This is a genomic window from Symbiopectobacterium sp. RP (assembly GCF_050472005.1).
Lineage (GTDB): Bacteria > Pseudomonadota > Gammaproteobacteria > Enterobacterales > Enterobacteriaceae > Symbiopectobacterium.
This window is the reverse complement of record NZ_JBGOGS010000001.1, coordinates 2,000,410-2,015,685: the sequence shown is the minus strand read 5'-3', so window position 1 is coordinate 2,015,685 and position 15,276 is coordinate 2,000,410. Positions and strand designations below refer to the sequence as shown.

General features: G+C 57.4%; 20 protein-coding genes. 19 read left to right on the top strand and 1 reads right to left on the bottom strand.

Translation table 11 applies throughout. The features are described from left to right. Positions 1 to 39: 39 nt before the first annotated feature. The 10 genes from ACD630_RS13535 to ACD630_RS13490 all read left to right on the top strand — a co-directional run bounded on the left by ACD630_RS13535 (position 40) and on the right by ACD630_RS13490 (position 6,188). Positions 40 to 1,158, top strand: a complete 1,119-nt coding sequence (locus ACD630_RS13535; RefSeq protein WP_430359338.1) for a peptidase — start codon at positions 40 to 42, stop codon at positions 1,156 to 1,158. Between the two features lie 9 nt (positions 1,159 to 1,167). Beyond that, positions 1,168 to 2,106, top strand: coding sequence for a hypothetical protein (locus ACD630_RS13530; protein WP_430358214.1), 939 nt, complete (start codon positions 1,168 to 1,170; stop codon positions 2,104 to 2,106). Between the two features lie 3 nt (positions 2,107 to 2,109). After that, a complete protein-coding gene (locus tag ACD630_RS13525) occupies positions 2,110 to 2,463 on the top strand; it encodes a capsid cement protein (protein WP_430358213.1) in 354 nt (117 codons plus the stop codon). Further along, on the top strand, positions 2,463 to 2,918 hold the full coding sequence (locus ACD630_RS13520; RefSeq protein ID WP_430358212.1) for a gp436 family protein: 456 nt from the start codon (positions 2,463 to 2,465) through the stop codon (positions 2,916 to 2,918). The genes ACD630_RS13525 and ACD630_RS13520 overlap by 1 nt, the downstream gene beginning before the upstream one ends. Further along, the gene (locus ACD630_RS13515) at positions 2,918 to 3,379 is read left to right on the top strand and encodes a Gp37 family protein (RefSeq protein ID WP_430358211.1); all 462 of its coding nucleotides are present in this window, start codon (positions 2,918 to 2,920) and stop codon (positions 3,377 to 3,379) included. The genes ACD630_RS13520 and ACD630_RS13515 overlap by 1 nt, the downstream gene beginning before the upstream one ends. 2 nt (positions 3,380 to 3,381) lie before the next feature. Beyond that, on the top strand, positions 3,382 to 3,672 hold the full coding sequence (locus ACD630_RS13510; RefSeq protein WP_430358210.1) for a hypothetical protein: 291 nt from the start codon (positions 3,382 to 3,384) through the stop codon (positions 3,670 to 3,672). Then, positions 3,669 to 5,102 carry a phage tail sheath subtilisin-like domain-containing protein gene (locus ACD630_RS13505; protein ID WP_430358209.1) on the top strand — a complete coding sequence of 478 codons (1,434 nt, stop codon included), beginning with the start codon at positions 3,669 to 3,671 and terminating at the stop codon, positions 5,100 to 5,102. Before ACD630_RS13510 ends, ACD630_RS13505 begins: the two co-directional genes overlap by 4 nt. After that, positions 5,099 to 5,248, top strand: coding sequence for a hypothetical protein (locus ACD630_RS13500; RefSeq protein WP_430358208.1), 150 nt, complete (start codon positions 5,099 to 5,101; stop codon positions 5,246 to 5,248). The genes ACD630_RS13505 and ACD630_RS13500 overlap by 4 nt, the downstream gene beginning before the upstream one ends. Then, positions 5,238 to 5,762: a phage major tail tube protein gene (locus ACD630_RS13495; protein ID WP_430358207.1), complete on the top strand. Its 525-nt coding sequence runs from the start codon at positions 5,238 to 5,240 to the stop codon at positions 5,760 to 5,762. The genes ACD630_RS13500 and ACD630_RS13495 overlap by 11 nt, the downstream gene beginning before the upstream one ends. A 153-nt stretch (positions 5,763 to 5,915) precedes the next feature. Continuing rightward, positions 5,916 to 6,188 (top strand): phage tail assembly protein, encoded by a 273-nt coding sequence (locus ACD630_RS13490; RefSeq protein WP_010615536.1) that lies wholly within the window; start codon positions 5,916 to 5,918, stop codon positions 6,186 to 6,188. Positions 6,189 to 6,266: 78 nt separating this feature from the next. Here ACD630_RS13490 and ACD630_RS13485 read toward each other — a convergent pair whose 3' ends face one another. Continuing rightward, complete coding sequence (locus ACD630_RS13485) at positions 6,267 to 6,569, bottom strand: hypothetical protein (protein ID WP_430358206.1); 303 nt, start codon at positions 6,567 to 6,569, stop codon at positions 6,267 to 6,269. Between the two features lie 39 nt (positions 6,570 to 6,608). On the opposite strand from ACD630_RS13485, the gene ACD630_RS13480 reads away from it, so the two are divergent. From ACD630_RS13480 to ACD630_RS13440, 9 genes are all read left to right on the top strand, one after another. Continuing rightward, the gene (locus ACD630_RS13480; protein WP_430358205.1) at positions 6,609 to 9,098 is read left to right on the top strand and encodes a phage tail tape measure protein; all 2,490 of its coding nucleotides are present in this window, start codon (positions 6,609 to 6,611) and stop codon (positions 9,096 to 9,098) included. After that, on the top strand, positions 9,098 to 9,991 hold the full coding sequence (locus ACD630_RS13475; protein WP_430358204.1) for a phage tail protein: 894 nt from the start codon (positions 9,098 to 9,100) through the stop codon (positions 9,989 to 9,991). Before ACD630_RS13480 ends, ACD630_RS13475 begins: the two co-directional genes overlap by 1 nt. Then, positions 9,991 to 10,218: a tail protein X gene (locus ACD630_RS13470; protein WP_430358203.1), complete on the top strand. Its 228-nt coding sequence runs from the start codon at positions 9,991 to 9,993 to the stop codon at positions 10,216 to 10,218. The genes ACD630_RS13475 and ACD630_RS13470 overlap by 1 nt, the downstream gene beginning before the upstream one ends. Next, entirely contained in the window at positions 10,206 to 11,432 is a 1,227-nt protein-coding gene (locus tag ACD630_RS13465; RefSeq protein WP_430358202.1) for a phage late control D family protein, read from the top strand. The genes ACD630_RS13470 and ACD630_RS13465 overlap by 13 nt, the downstream gene beginning before the upstream one ends. Further along, positions 11,386 to 12,015 (top strand): phage baseplate assembly protein V, encoded by a 630-nt coding sequence (locus tag ACD630_RS13460; RefSeq protein ID WP_430358201.1) that lies wholly within the window; start codon positions 11,386 to 11,388, stop codon positions 12,013 to 12,015. Before ACD630_RS13465 ends, ACD630_RS13460 begins: the two co-directional genes overlap by 47 nt. Positions 12,016 to 12,077: 62 nt before the next feature. Then, positions 12,078 to 12,437 carry a GPW/gp25 family protein gene (locus ACD630_RS13455; protein ID WP_430358200.1) on the top strand — a complete coding sequence of 120 codons (360 nt, stop codon included), beginning with the start codon at positions 12,078 to 12,080 and terminating at the stop codon, positions 12,435 to 12,437. Continuing rightward, positions 12,428 to 13,531 carry a baseplate assembly protein gene (locus ACD630_RS13450; RefSeq protein ID WP_430358199.1) on the top strand — a complete coding sequence of 368 codons (1,104 nt, stop codon included), beginning with the start codon at positions 12,428 to 12,430 and terminating at the stop codon, positions 13,529 to 13,531. The genes ACD630_RS13455 and ACD630_RS13450 overlap by 10 nt, the downstream gene beginning before the upstream one ends. Next, positions 13,524 to 14,111 carry a phage tail protein I gene (locus ACD630_RS13445; RefSeq protein ID WP_430359337.1) on the top strand — a complete coding sequence of 196 codons (588 nt, stop codon included), beginning with the start codon at positions 13,524 to 13,526 and terminating at the stop codon, positions 14,109 to 14,111. Before ACD630_RS13450 ends, ACD630_RS13445 begins: the two co-directional genes overlap by 8 nt. Then, positions 14,098 to 15,273 (top strand): tail fiber protein, encoded by a 1,176-nt coding sequence (locus ACD630_RS13440; protein ID WP_430359336.1) that lies wholly within the window; start codon positions 14,098 to 14,100, stop codon positions 15,271 to 15,273. Before ACD630_RS13445 ends, ACD630_RS13440 begins: the two co-directional genes overlap by 14 nt. Positions 15,274 to 15,276 lie beyond the last annotated feature (3 nt).

Sequence of the window (15,276 nt, the reverse complement as noted above, 5' to 3'; positions counted from 1 at the left end):
CTCGCCACACTGTTCCCCTGTCTATTGACCGGAGGGGACATGAGCACACTCCATATTTTTAAAGCGGGCACGCATACCGATATGCACGGCAACCGGATCCAGTTTAGCGAAGCGGCGGTCGCGGCGATGGTGCAGGCTTACGATCCGGCGCTGTACGATGCGCCTATCGTGGTCGGGCATCCTGCGCTCGACGCCCCTGCCTACGGCTGGGTAAAAAGCCTGATGGCACAGGGTACGGATGTGCTGGCTGAACCCAAGGACGTCGACCCGGCCTTTGCCGAACTGGTGGCGCAAAAACGCTACAAGAACATTTCTGCCTGTTTTTACTCCCCCGATGCGCCCGGCAATCCGAAGCCCGGTAACTGGTATTTGCGCCATATCGGCTTTCTCGGCGCACAGCCGCCCGCGATTAAGGGGCTCAGGCCTGCCGCATTCAGTGAAGCCGAAGAGGGCGTGGTCGAGTTTGCCGACTGGGGCAGTACAACCAGTGCTTCACTGTTCGCCCGGCTGCGTGACTTTTTGATTGAGAAATTTGGCCGTGAAGCGACCGATGCGGCGCTCCCCGTGTGGCAAATCGACGCGCTGCGTGATACAGGCCAGGAAAACGACAGCGTGCGTCCGGCTTTCACCGAAAGCACGGCTACCGCCCCAGCATCCCCTACATCATCAATTCCCCCCACCACTGAGGACAACACCGTGGATGAGAAAGAAACCCTGCGCCTGGCGCAGGAGAACGCTGAACTGAAGCGTCAACTTGAGGCACGTCGTCAGGCCGACAGTCAGGCCCAACAACGTCAGCGCCATGAAATGAATGCCGCCTTTGCCGATGGTCTGGTCAGCGAAGGGCGTCTGACTCCTGCCGCCAAAAATGTGGTGGTGGCGCTGCTGGATGCGGTTGAACGTGGCGACCAGCCAGTGGCCTTCAGCGAAGGTAGTCTCACCCAGCCACTGGGCGAGGCGTTCCGAAACGTGCTGAAAACCTCCCCGCTGCTGGTCAGTTTCAGCGAGGTGGCGACCAAGGTACGCGGTAACCCGTTGGGGCAGTCGGTGGAGTTTGCCGATGCCGATCCCGTCAAACTGGCCCTGCACCAGAAAGCGCAGGCCCTGGCGACGTCTGAAAACATTAGCTATGAAGCGGCGGTCAAGCGCTGCCTGTAAGGAGAAAGTATGTCTGATTATCTCAAGGGGAAGCGCGTCGTTGACCCGGTACTGACCACCGTGGGGCGCGGTTACAGGAACGCGTCCTTTATCGGCGAGCAGTTGTTCCCAGTGGTCCATATGGAAAAGGAAGGGGCGAAAGTGCCGACCTTTGGTAAAGGGGTGTTCGCGGTGTATGAAACCCAGCGCGCCGTGGGGGCCGACAGCAATATCATGATCCGCGAAAAGCAGGACGCGATGGATATCGTGCTGGATGAACATGATTTGGCCGCTCCCGTAGATTACCGGGAACGGGCGGAGTCGATGTTCAACGAGGAAGCCAAGGCCGCACGCCGCGCCACCAATGGCATTGAGCTGCGCCGTGAGGTGTATGCCGCCGAATTGGCGCAGAGCATCAATATCTACCCGGCGGATGCCGTCAAAAAACTCACCGCCGCTACCGGTTGGGGAGCCAGGGACAGCAACCCCCTCAAGGATATTGAAGGTGGCATGGAAGTTGTTCGCCAGAACATCGGCCTGCGTCCGAACGTGATCACCCTTGGTGCATCCGTGATGGCCCTGCTGCGGTTCCACCCGGCGCTGCAGGCTGCCATCGGTGCCAATGAGCGCAAGCGCATCACCGAGGAGATCCTCAAGGACCTGTTCCAGGTGGACAAGGTGCTGGTCGGCGCGCCACGGGCGATCGCCGAGGACGGCAAAAAGGTCTCCGACCTGTGGAAGGACAACGTGATGCTGCATTACGTGTCCGGGCCACAGACCAGCGGCGACAGCGCCGATGAACACGAGCCGTCGTTCGGTTACACCTTCCGCCGTCAGGGTATGCCGATGGTCGACAAGTTCGACAGTGTCGGCGGCAAGGTGGTGAACGTGCGTTACACCGATATCTACAAGGTGGCAGTGGTAGGCAGTGATGCCGGTTATCTTATCACCAACGTAAAAGGAGCCTGAGTCATGGTGACCCAACAGGTGGTACTGACCACCACAATGATTGCCGCCGAGGCGTTAACCCAGCACCGACTGGTCGGGTTATCTGGCAAGGTTTTCAAAGGCAGCGGTACCGAACTCGGTGTGGCTGACATCGCAGGCAAAAAAGGCGATGCCGTGCCGGTCAATGTCCTGGGCATTATGGCGGTCGAGGCCGGTAGTGCCATCAGTGTCGGCGAGTTACTGAAATCCGATGACCAGGGTCGGGTTATCCCGGAGTCTGCTTTGGAAAAAGGCGCATTACCGGCCTCGACGGTCGGGGCGGCGCTGGATGCGGCCACTGCCGAAGGTCAGCTTATCCGCATGGTGCGAGGTATCTGATGGATTACTGCACACCTGATGAGGTGGCGGCGGTCATTCCCCGCCAGACGCTGATTGAGCTGACGCAGGACGGGATGGTGATAGGCCAGGCGCTACCGGATGTGGTTAATGAAACGGTGGTTAATGAGGCTATCCGGTATGCGGTCGAGCTGATTGATGCGCATCTGCGCGGGCGCTATACCCTGCCGCTGACGCAGTTACCTACTGTCCTTAAGGATTTGGCGCTGAATCTGGTGTGCCATGCCCTCTATCGCCGCAGTCCTGAGGGTGACTTGCCGGACGCGGTCAAGGAAAGCTACCGCGCTACCGAGAAAACCCTGGTGGCGCTGCGCGACGGCAAGCTGACGCTGGGCATTCAGGCAACACAGAAGGATATGCCCGAGCCGGGGGAATACCGTGTCCGCAGCCGGGAACGGCAGTTCGGTGGCTCTGATGGCCTGTTGGAGCGCTACTGATGGATACCCGTACCCTACTGAGCGCGGTGGTTGAACGACTGCGCCTTCAGCTGCCGGGGCTGCATGTGGATTTTTTCCCCGAACGGCCTGAGCAGTTCCGCCTGAATCATCCGCACGGGGCGGTGCTGGTCAGCTACGGCAAATCCCGCTTTGGCCAGACGCAGGATATCGGCGTGGTTATTCAGCCTCAGACCGTCAGACTGACCGCCACGGTGGTGGTGAGGCAGCTTAACGGCAAAGACGGCGCGGTGGCGGTGCTTGACCAGGTGCGCCAGTGTCTGGGCGGCTGGCGTCCACCCGACTGCCAGCGTGATATCTGGCTGGTCGAGGAGGTCTTTTTGGGGCAGATCGAGGGGCTGTGGCAATACGCGCTCACTGTTGAGACCGTGACGGTCTTTATCCAGAACGACAGCCCCGAAGACAATCCCCCGTTAACCCAGATAAACCCTGAGGAGCAATAAAGATGGCCCTGTTTCGTTATGACGGCCCACCCAGTGGCGTCACCCTGCGTACCGGCGAGGTGCTGCAGGAAGTCCTGCTCTGGCCGGGGCGGGAAGTGAAAATGCCGGAAGATCATGAGTACACCCAGACACTGGTGTGCCTCGGCTATCTGACGCGCCTGGATGCGCAACCGGTCTACCTTGAACCGGCGGCGCGTCCGGTGAAATCCCGCCCCGCCAATACCCCCTCGCCGCCAGAGAAGACGGGCGAGCGTAAAACAGACAGCCCGGGCACGGAGGGAGAAAAAGCATGAGCGATCCCTATGTACACGGCCCGGAAACCATTGAGGTCGAGCGCGGCCCCCGTCCGGTACGTGCCGTCAAATCATCAGTGATAGGACTGATGGGCACCGCCCCGACGGGCGCGGTGAATCAACCGATACAATGCCTGTCAGAAAAGGACGCCGCCCAGTTTGGCCCGGAAATCGACGGTTTTACGATACCGCAGGCGCTGGGGGCGATTTACGATCATGGGGCAGGTACGGTGGTGGTTATCAACGTACTGGATCCAACACGGCACACCCAGCACGTGGATGAAAGCGAGCTGAAATTTGATGCACAGCATCAACGTGCCCACCTTCGCTATGGGTACGTGAGCGCACTGGTATTGAAAAGTGCTGATAGCCAAACTACGTATCGGCGAGAGACGGATTATCGGCTTGAGCCGGTGAGCGGTACGCTAACACGGCAAGCCAACGGCGCTATCCCGGCAGGCGAAGCCTGTATCGCCAGCTACGATCATCTGGATACCGGTCAGGTCACGGCGGCAGATATTCTGGGCAGTATCGATACCGCCGGACGACGGAGCGGCATCAAGGTACTCGACGATGTTTATAATCTGCTGGGCTATGATGCCAAAATTTTGATTGCACCAGTCTATTGTACCCAGACCTCGGCCACCACCGAGCTGGCGGCCTATGCCGACAGGCTCAAGGCCATCGCCTATGTGGATGCGCCGATTGGCACCACCTTTGCGCAGGCTATCGCCGGTCGCGGATCGTCTGGCACCATCAACTTCAACACCGCCTCCGAGCGTGTTCGTCTGTGCTATCCGCATGCCTTGGTCTATGACAAGGCCAGCAACAAAAATCGCCTGGAGCCGCTCTCGCAGCGGACTGCCGGATTGCGGGCGAAAGTCGACCTGGAAAAAGGGTTCTGGTGGTCGTCTTCCAATCAGGAGATTGCCGGGATTGTTGGCATGGAGCGGGCGCTGTCGGCAAAGCTCGGGGATGCCCAAAGTGAAGTTAACCAGCTCAATGAAAACGGCATCACCACGGTATTTAACGGTTTTGGTACCGGTCTGCGGCTATGGGGCAACCGCACGGCGGCGTTTCCGACGGTCACCCATATGAAGAACTTTGAAAACGTGCGGCGCACCGGCGATATGCTCGACGAGGCGCTGCGCTTTTTCAGTCTGCAATATCTGGACAGGCCCATGGATCAGGCATTGATTGATGCCCTGTGCGAGTCGGTCAATGCCTACGGACGCAAGCTGATAGGCGATGGTGCGCTGCTTGGCTTTCGCTGCTGGTATGACAAGGCGCGTAATGAAGAAGAGGAGTTGTCTGCCGGGCATCTGTTGCTGAACTATGCCTATACTCCACCCCCGCCGATGGAGCGCCTGACCTATGAAACCGAAATTACCGCCGAGTTTCTGGCTAACCTGAAAGGAAGCGCATCATGATAAGGAGAGGTGGACACCCGGTATTGCGTCAGCGCTACCGGGTGGCGGTGATAAGCGGGCGTGCGATAAAGGAAAACAGCGGCGATGCGCGGACCTGTGCTGTCAGCGGCATTAATGTTATCGAGGAGAATGCGTATGACCGGTAAAATTCAGCTTAACGCCATTAGCAATGCCAATATTTACGTTAATGGCAATAATCTGCTGGGGCGAGCCGAAGAGGTGAAGTGCCCGGAGATACAGGCCATCATGCAGGAGCGCAAGGCGCTCGGTCTGGTGGGCAAGATAGAGTTGCCCTACGGTTTTGACAAACTGGAGGGGGAAATCAGGTGGAACAGTTTTTACGCCGATGTCGCCCGGCTGGTTGCCAACCCGTTTAGCACCTATCAGCTGCAGTGCCGCTGCAGTGTCCAGCAGTTTGCCAGCCAGGGTCGGTTCAATGAAGTGCCGATGGTGACCTATATGACGGTGATGTTTAAAAAGAACCCGCTGGGCACCTTCAAACAGCATGAAGATCCGGATTTAAGCAGCGCCTTTACCTGCACCTATATCAAGCAGGTACTGGATGGCGAAGAATTACTGGAGCTGGACTACATGGCGAATATTTTTCGCGTCGGCGAGGTGGATATGCTGACAGACTACTGGGCTAATATTGGTGGTTAGCGGCTCATCCCTTTTCAGCGGTGTTACCACGCCGCTATTGTCAACGACGATCGAAAAGTGATCCCACCATTCTTAATGGTGTTTAAAAGACCCTGACCGCGCCAGGGGACAGACTGCCAGGGTCAAGAAATCCTCTCAACCCAGGAGCTTATTATGCACGACACTTACCCCCTGCGTTTTCCCTATCCGCTGGCCAACGGCGAGATGCTGACCCAGGTCACCGTGCGTCGGTTGACCGTGCGCGACATGAAACAGGTACGCAAGCAAAGTCAGGACCCATCAGATTTGGATGAATTGCTGGTTGCCAGCATGACCGGGCTGTTACCGGAAGATTTGGACAAGATGGATCTGGCGGATTACCAGGCATTGCATGGCCGATTTCGCGGCTTTGCGGGGCTGGATACAGTATCCGGGACAACTGCGTAAGGCGGAGGCGTTACTGGCGAGGTGGTTTCGCTGGCAGCCCAGTGAGATTGACGGACTGCCGGTAGAGGAATTTGAGGGCTACCTTAAGGAAGCGGGCGAACAGATAAAGCGTGAAATTGTACGGAGAACAGTCCAAAAAAGAAAGCGAAAAAAACCTTCAGCGGCGAAAAAAGCCAGTGCGATAAAGGGGCCAAAACAGAACGCGAGAAGGGCTAAACCCAGGCCAATCACCGCTGTAGCGATGCCGGACATCATAAAAATGGTTATCCATGACTCGCTTCTCGCCACCATGGGCTCTATTACCCAGTACAGGCCATAACAGTAACATGCCGCCACCACCATACCGATCAGCCCGTTATAGATGTTAAGACGCGTTTCCATGGTTGCCCTCCTTAATTCATTATTAGTGAGTTTACCCTTATGGCGAGTGGTTTTTCAATTGGTGTTGTCGTCTCCGCCGCCCTGCACGGCACGTTCCGGGCTGTTATGGGGAATTCCCAACGTGCACTGGAACGGCTAAGTTCTGCGACCACCCAACTACAGCAGCGTCAGGCATCGCTGATGCGGGCGGTTAGCCGATACGGCGACATTGGCGGAGATGCCGCCCGCCGCCTGAACGGTGAACTGACCCGCATTGGCCATACCCTGTCCCGACTGGAAAGTCAGCAGGCACGCCTGACACGCGCCACCGCCACCGCCTTGCGTGATAATCGCATGAACATCTACGGTCAGGGACTGGAGAGCTACGGCATGGCTCGGGCGGCCTATGGTGCCGTTCAGCCGTCAGTAAAAAAGTACATGTCCTTTCAGGACAACATGATCGATATGGCGATCACGGCGGGCTTTAACACGAAAACCCGCGACGCACTGTGCAAGGATATTCGTGCCTGGAGCCTGCAGTACACTCAGACCCAGGACGATTTACAGGCAGCAAGCAGCTCACTGATTGGCAATAATATCGATGATTTAGATGATCTCCGCGCCTACCTGCCCAGTATTGCCCGCGCGGCCACGGCCACAAAAACCCCGGCAGAGCTGTGGGCGCAAGCCGCCTTTACCACCAAACAGTCGCTGGGCATCGCCGCCAAAGATTTCGCCGCCGTACAGAACATCATGACCTATGGTGGTAAAGCGGGATCGTTTGAAATGGCTGACCAGGTGAAGTGGTTACCCGATTTAGCCCCACAAATGGCGAATGTAGCCCAGGGTGAGGAGGCCGTTGCGGAGATGGTGGCAGCCTTACAGGTGGCAAAAATTGGGGCGGGTAGTTCAGATAAAGCGGCGAATAATTTTAATAATTTTCTCGAAAAACTGTATGCCCCAGAAACAAAAAAACGCTTTGCCGATGTGCATATCGATATTGAAAAGTCATTAATGCAGCAAAAAGCGTATGGCATTTCGCCGATTGAAGGGATGATGAATACCCTGCAAACCTATTTGGCGCAAAAAAGTCCGCAAGCCCTGGCACAATTTAAATCGGCGATGGCGCTGCAGGACAATAAGGCTCGCGATAAGGCGTTATTGGCCCTTCAGCAAAATTTTGGGTTGGGTGAACTGTTCGCTGATATGCAGGTGATGGCGTTTGTACGACCCATGCTGGCCAATATGGAGAAGTACCGCACTATCCGTGCTGGAGCCCTCAACGCCGCCAACACCGACGTGCTGGCGGGGGATTATTCCAAGCGCCTGGCATCGCCCATTGAGAAAATGAAGCAATTGATGATCGCCAGTAGCGATCTGGGGATCACGCTGGGTGAACAATTAACGCCTGCTATTGTTACTGCGGTAGATAAAATACTGCCCTGCGTCACAGCGCTTGGATCATGGATAAAAGCCAATCCTCAATTAGTGACAGGGATAGCTGGTGTCGTCACGGGACTGATCGCCTTTAAGTCTTTTTTGTTTATGTTACGGATGGGACTTAACCTGCTGGCTACCCCTTTCGTGTCTGTGTGGAAAGGTTTTGTAACACTGCGAAGTCAATGGGTGTTATTGCAAAGCACCTTTAGCCAGGGCAGCCTTCGCCGTCTGGCCGGACTCATGGGCCGACTCTCACGCGGCGCGTTGCGTCTTGGGGCGGTGCTCGGCGGCGGACTGGTGCGTGGCCTGATGATAGCGGGACGTGCCGTGCTGTTTATTGGTCGGGCACTGATGCTTAATCCCATTGGGCTGCTGATCACCGGTATTGCTGTCGGCGCTTTCCTGATTTATCGCTACTGGGGGCTCATTAGCGCCTGGTGCAAAGCCCGCTGGGCGGATATCAAACAGGCGTTTTCCGGCGGCATCGGTGGCGTCGCGGCGCTGATTATCAACTGGTCGCCGGTGGGGCTGTTCTATAAGGCGTTCGCGGGGGTTATGCGCTATTTTACTATTGAGTTACCCGCCAATTTTACCGATTTCGGTCGCAACCTGATTGAGGGGCTGGTCAGCGGTATTCGCAGCAAGCTGACCGCGGCGAGAGAGAGTATCAACGAGTTTGGCGGCAGTATCAAAAACTGGTTTAGCGAGACGCTGGGTATTCATAGCCCCTCTCGGGTCTTTATGGGCTTTGGGGACAATATCGTTGAGGGGGCGGCAATCGGTATCAGACGCACCACCCCAAAAACTCGCAGCGCGACCCGCGACTGGCTGGCGGCGTTGTTGCAGGCAGGCTCAGGGCTGGCACTGCCGGGTCTGCCTGGATGGCGACCCGCTCCCATTCCCTCGGTACCGAACGGGGCGGGGCCGCGTGGACATGGGACGACAGGCCAGGGCGGTATCGTGGTGCATTTCAGTCCCAATATTGTGCTTGATGGTCGGTCGCAACCCCCCGGCTCAGCGGTGCAGCAGGCGTTGAGTCTGGGTGTGCGCGAACTGGAGCAGATGCTGGCGCGCGTACTGCAACAACAGCAGCGCAGGAGGCTGGAATAATGTTTGCCGTATTGGGGGATATCCCTTTTCAGCTGGGTACCAGCTTTGATGCCCTGGACGGAACTTTTGGCAATGACTTTGCCGAGCAGGCACGCATTGGCCACAAGCCGGGCTTACAGTTTACCGGGGCAAAACTGGATGAGTACCATCTGACCCTGGTGCTGCATCAGCGTTACTGTGATCCGGCGCGTGAGTGGCAACGGTTGCAGGCGGCGAGCCGTGCCCATCAGGCGCTGGCCTTTGTGCTGGGTAACGGCGATTACAAGGGCTGGTTTGTGGTAACCGACCTGTCGCTGAGTACCCAGCTCTGCAGCGCGCAGGGCAGTGCCCAAGCGCTATCGGTTGAGGTGACGCTGCGCGAATATACCGGCGACCCGCAAAAGCCGCTCCGCCCCCCTGCCGTCAAAGGCGGGTTGCCGAACCTGAATCAGACCCGGCAGGCGGCCTTGCCCGCGTCGGGGCTGGGGCAGACGCTGCGCCAGGCGGTGGGCTTTGCCCGGCAGGCGCAATCGGCACTACAGACCGCCTCCAGCGTCATCCGGGTGGCGCGCCAGATGAAAAGCAATCCTGTGGTGGCGCTGACCCGCGTGCCCGGCGTACTGACCCGTCTCGGCGATGTGGCCGCCCCACTGGCGCAATCGCAACCCTGTCTGCGCCAGCTTACCGGCACCTTACCCGACGCTATCCCGCTCCTGCGGGCGAGCGGTGAGGCGGCAACGATGATAGACCATGCCCAGGACACCCTGCGCGGCCTTGCGCCGGGCGAGAGTCAACATCTGCCCGGTGCGCTCGATACGGTCGCCGGTCTGGTTGGCAATGCCGTGACGGTTTACCAGCATCAGTCAGCACCGCTCAGTCGCCTGGCCAGCCGTATTATTAGCCGGAGGGGATAATGATGTCTGCTGATACGCCTGCCGTCATGATCCATACCACCCGTGAAGGCGAACGCTGGGACACCCTGGCGCATCACTATTATGGCGACCCGCTGGGCTATGGGCGCCTCATTATGGCTAATCCGCAGGTGGCCATTACCGCGTCGCTCCCGGCAGGGATGCAGCTGCTTATCCCTGTCATTGCCGCGGATGACACCGAGGAGAACACACCCCCATGGCTGCGCTAACCCCCCGGTCTGACACGATAACCCCGGTAGATATCCCCACCTTTACCCTGCACTACGACCAGAAAGATATCTCGCGGGAAGTGACGCCTTATGTGCTGTTGGTGAGCTTTACCGACCGGCTGGCCGGGGAATCGGATGAAATTGAAGTCGAGCTGGAAGACAGTGACGGTCGTTGGCGCGAGGCCTGGTATCCGGGCAAAGGCGACAGCCTGACGCTGGCGATAGGTCTGGCCGTTCAACCGCTGCTGGCGTGCGGGACGTTCTCCCTGGATGAGCTGGAATTTTCCGGCCCGCCGGACAGCGTGCGGTTACGGGGGCTATCGGCCCCGGTCACCCACGCGTTGCGTACCCGCAGTAACCGGGCTTTTGAAGCCACCACGCTGCGGGCTATCGCCAGCCGGATAGCCAAAAAACAGCATCTGCGACTGGAAGGTACGATTGCGCCTTTGGCGCTCGACCGGGTGACGCAGTATAACGAAACCGATCTGGCGTTTATCACCCGACTGGGGCGTGAATATGGCTATATTGTCAAGGTGACCGATAAGGCGCTGGTGTTTTCCCATCGTGCGACATTGCGCGAAGCCTCGCCGCTACTGACGCTGACGCCATCTGAAGTAAGCCGCTTTACCCTGCGTGATACGCTGAATCGCATTTATCAACAAGGCAAGGTCAAATACCAGGACACCCGCACCAAAAAACTGGTCACTGTCGGCGTGCTGGCCGATGGCAGCATCGGCACGGTGGCAGAGGAAACCGTCCCTGCCAAGGGAGGGCGCGCCACCAGTGCGGACACGCTGCAGCTGCAAAACCGGGCACGCACTCGCGATGAAGCGGTCGGTAAGCTGTGTGCCGGGCTTAACCGCCACAATGAATACCAGCGCACGGCAAATCTCAGTCTGCCGGGTCAGACCCGGCTAAAAGCCGGTATCACGGTGCAACTGGCGGACTTCGGTCGGCTGTCCGGTGTGTGGCTCGTCACCTCGGTACGGCATGACCTTAACCGGCAAAGTGGCTATACCTGCGAACTGGAGTTAGGCCAGGGGCCGATTGCTCATTCGCATAAAAAAGGCAAGGCCAGCCACAGAGTCTTATGGTCATCGGCCAAAAAGCCGACGGCAGCATTGGCGTGGTGGCAAAAGAAACGCCCGTTGCACAGGAGAAAAATCGATGAGCGGTATAAAATTTACCACGGGCACGGTGAGTGCGGTGGATGAGAAAACGGTTCGGGTACGCGTTCGCCTGCCTGAGCTGGATAATCTGCGTACCGCCTGGCTTGAGGTGCTGCAGCGCAACACACAGAATAACAAGGACTACTGGCTACCGGATATCGGTGAGCAGGTCAAACTGTTACTTGACCCTTATGGTGATGATGGCCTGGTGCTCGGCGCGGTCTATTCACAGGTCGACCAACCGGCTATTGCGTCACGCGATAAACGCCGGGTCGACTTTGCCGATGGCACCTTTGTCGAGTATGACCGCAAAACCCATGTGATGGCCGTCGGCGGCACCCTCCAGACCCTGATACTGACCACCCAGGACACTGTGCATATTCAGACGCAAAATGCGACGGTGAAAGCGAGTAAACGGCTCACACTCGATGCGCCTGATACCTTCTCGACCGGCAACCTGACGGTGCAAAAGCGACTGACTTATCAGGGCGGACTGTCCGGGGACGGTGGCGCTAATATTAACGGCGATATCAAGGCCAGCGGAGATATCCAGGCTGGGAAGGTGTCGCTGGAGAACCATCAGCACAGTAACGGTCATGAGGGCAGGCCGACCGGCAAGCCGATATAAGCGTTTGCAGGCTTTAACGCGCTTTAATACCCCCTGTTGCCCGCCAGTGTCATGCTGCAGGTATGAAAAATGATTATGCAACATCCGTTTACTGGCAACCCGCACTGAACCGTCCCGGCGAAGGGGTTTCAGGACGGGCTGATATTGAGCAGTCCATTCGCATTATACTGGGTACGCCCTGTGGTGCAGACCTGCATCGACCCGATTTTGGCAGCAACCTGTACCGCTATCTGGATATGCCCATCGAGCAGGCTATTCCCCATGTTGTCAGAGAGACGGTCGACGCGCTGCGCCGCTGGGAGCCACGGATGCAACTCCTTGAGGTGAAACCGCGTGCTGAAGCAGAACATCTCTGGCTGCGGGTACGCTGGCAACCGATAACGGACGGCACGCCGCAGATGACGGAGGTTGCATGGCGTTAACCAACAAGAAGCCGGTCTTTGTCAACACCGATGCGGCGGCGCTGACCGCTGAAATGATAGCCTGGTATGAAAAAGTCAGCGGCAAGACGCTCTATCCGGCGCAGGATGAACGGCTGCTGATTAACCTGATGGCCTACCGTGAGGCGCTGGTACGCCTGGCGATTCAAGATACTGCCGAGCAGAATCTGGTGGCCTTTGCGCGTGCCCCGATGCTGGACTATCTGGGTGAACTGGTCGGCGTATACCGCCTGGCGGCTGCGGCAGCCCGTACCCGCCTACGGTTTCAGCTCGAAGAGCCTCCCGCCACGCCGTTGGTCATTCCGGCGGGCACGCGCGTCAGTGCTCGCGACAGTATTGTTTTTGCCACCGATGAGGCGGTCATCCTGAGCGACACCACTGCCAACGTGACGGCCACCTGTACCGAGCGCGGCACACTCGGCAACGGCTGGCAACCGGCGCAAATCAGCACCTTGCTCGACGGCATCAACGATGCTGACCTGAGCGTGACCAATACCGAACCCAGTACCGGTGGTGCTGATCCGGAAGAGGATGAGCATCTGCGTGAGCGTATCCGGCTGGCCCCCGCGTCATTTAGCAACGCCGGTTCGCGCGAGGCGTACCGTTTTCATGCCATGAGTGCCCATCAGGATATCCGCGATGTGGCGGTGATGCGCCCGGTACCGGGGACGGTAGCCCTTTATCCGCTGGTCAAAACCGGTCTGCCGTCCGACACCTTGCTGGCCCTGGTCAGCGGCACATGCGCGGATGAAAAGGTGCGCCCATTAACGGATACCGTCAAGGTGGCCTCGCCGGTTAAGGTGACTTACCGGATTGAAGGGGCTATCCGCGTTTATGCTGGCTACGATAGCGCCGAGGTCATGGCAGAAGTGAAGCAGTCCGCCCAGCGTTATATGGACAAGCAGGCCGCACAGCTGGGTCGTGATATCGTTCCCAGCCAGATACAGGCCACCCTCTCGGTCAACGGGGTTTACAGCGTCGAGCTTAAACAACCGACCCTGCAGGTGGTGAAAGAAAACGAATGGCCCTGGTGTGAAAACATCGACCTGAAGTTAGTGGGGGTGGTCAATGACTGATATCACACCCGATACCCCTGCCCACGAGACCTTACTGCCCCCGCCATTAGCCGACGATAGCCGCTTTCAGTGGCTGGCAATGTTAGCGGGCCGATTGCAGCAGCTTGACCTGACGCCGCTGCTGGTTTACCTGATGGATATGACCGAAACCAGTGCCTTACCCTGGCTGGCCGAACAACTGTCGCTGACCGGCGATAATGGCTGGGATCTGGCCGAATCCGACGATGCCCGCCGGGCGATGCTGAAAAACGCCATTGAACTGCACCGCTATAAAGGTACTCCCTGGGCGGTACGTGAAGTCATTCGCCGTCTGGGCTTTGGGGAAGTCGAACTGAGCGAAGGGGAAGCGGCATTGTGGGAAACCCTGACCCGTACCTGGCCAGCAGAATGCCGCTGGGCGCTTTACCGGGTGGTATTGAAACAGATTATTACCAATGACCAGGCGGCACTGTTACGCCAGACGCTGGCGGCGTTTGCCCCGGCACGCTGTGAACTGACGGCGCTCGATTACACCGCCGTCCCGTTACGCTATAACCACACCGCCCAGTATGACGGAGTTTATAATCATGGGAGCAGCTAAGATGAGTTATTTGAAAGAATCCCCAGCATGGGAAGACGGCATTTATCAGATTGAAACCTCAGACCCGGTATTGGGTGGCCCAGAGGGCATCACCAACCGACCGCCCAGGGAATTGGCCAATCGCACCGCCTGGCTAAAGCAGCAGCTGGAAGGCACACAAGCGGCCCTTGAGGACCATGCCAATTCGCGCAACCATCCGGATGCCACATTGGCGGCGAAAGGGTTTGTGCAGCTGAGTAATGCCACCTACAGCCAGGACGAGAGCACCGCAGCGACGCCTAAACTGGTCAATGATCGGGTCAATGCCATTGTCGACAATGCGCCATCAGATTTAGATACGCTGAACAAGCTGGCGCAAGCGATCAGCAATAACCCGAAATTTGCCGAAAGTGTGACGCAACTGTTGAGCCAGAAGCTGGCAAAAAATGAAAATGGGGCCGACATCCCAGATAAAAATCAATTTGTGAAGAACCTCGGTTTAACGGAAACGGTAGATTGTGCAAAAAACGCACTGGATAAACGTACTGGCGGAACGGTCAATGGCAACATTATTTCACAGGGTGGCCAAATCGGACTGAAGGGGGATAACCGTAAGCATTTTATTCTCGCGAATGCTGATGGTAAAGTGTGCGCCTATATCTGGAAAGATAAGGGCGGTGATGGAATACACATCAATAACGGTATTGATGGCGGCGGCGATTATATTTTTCATAAAGATGGCGGTTTTCGTGCCCCTTCTTCGGTGTATGCCGGAGCGGCAAGGATAGCCTCTGACGGCAATATCTACGGTAGCATGTGGGGCAATCAATGGCTGGACGCTTACCTGAGGAATACCTTCCAGCCCAAAAAAACCGGTGTAGTCGATATCGTAGAAACGGGGTCTGGTACAGGGTATTACTGGCGAAAATTTTCGGACGGGAAGATAGAAATTTTTGGGCGTCTGGATTCAACATATGGTGCGCCACTTGATGTTGTTTTCCCGAAAGTATTTACCGAAATCCCGTTTCTTTTTGTGAAAGAAAATGGCGACCCAAAAATTAACGGCTGGGTGATGAGAGCCAGAAATTTGTCAAAAACAGGGTTTTCAGTGCAGTGGAATCTGTGGAGTGATTCCGGGCGGGGGCGTGCAATGGAGGTTTGCTATCATGCCATTGGGGGTTGAGAG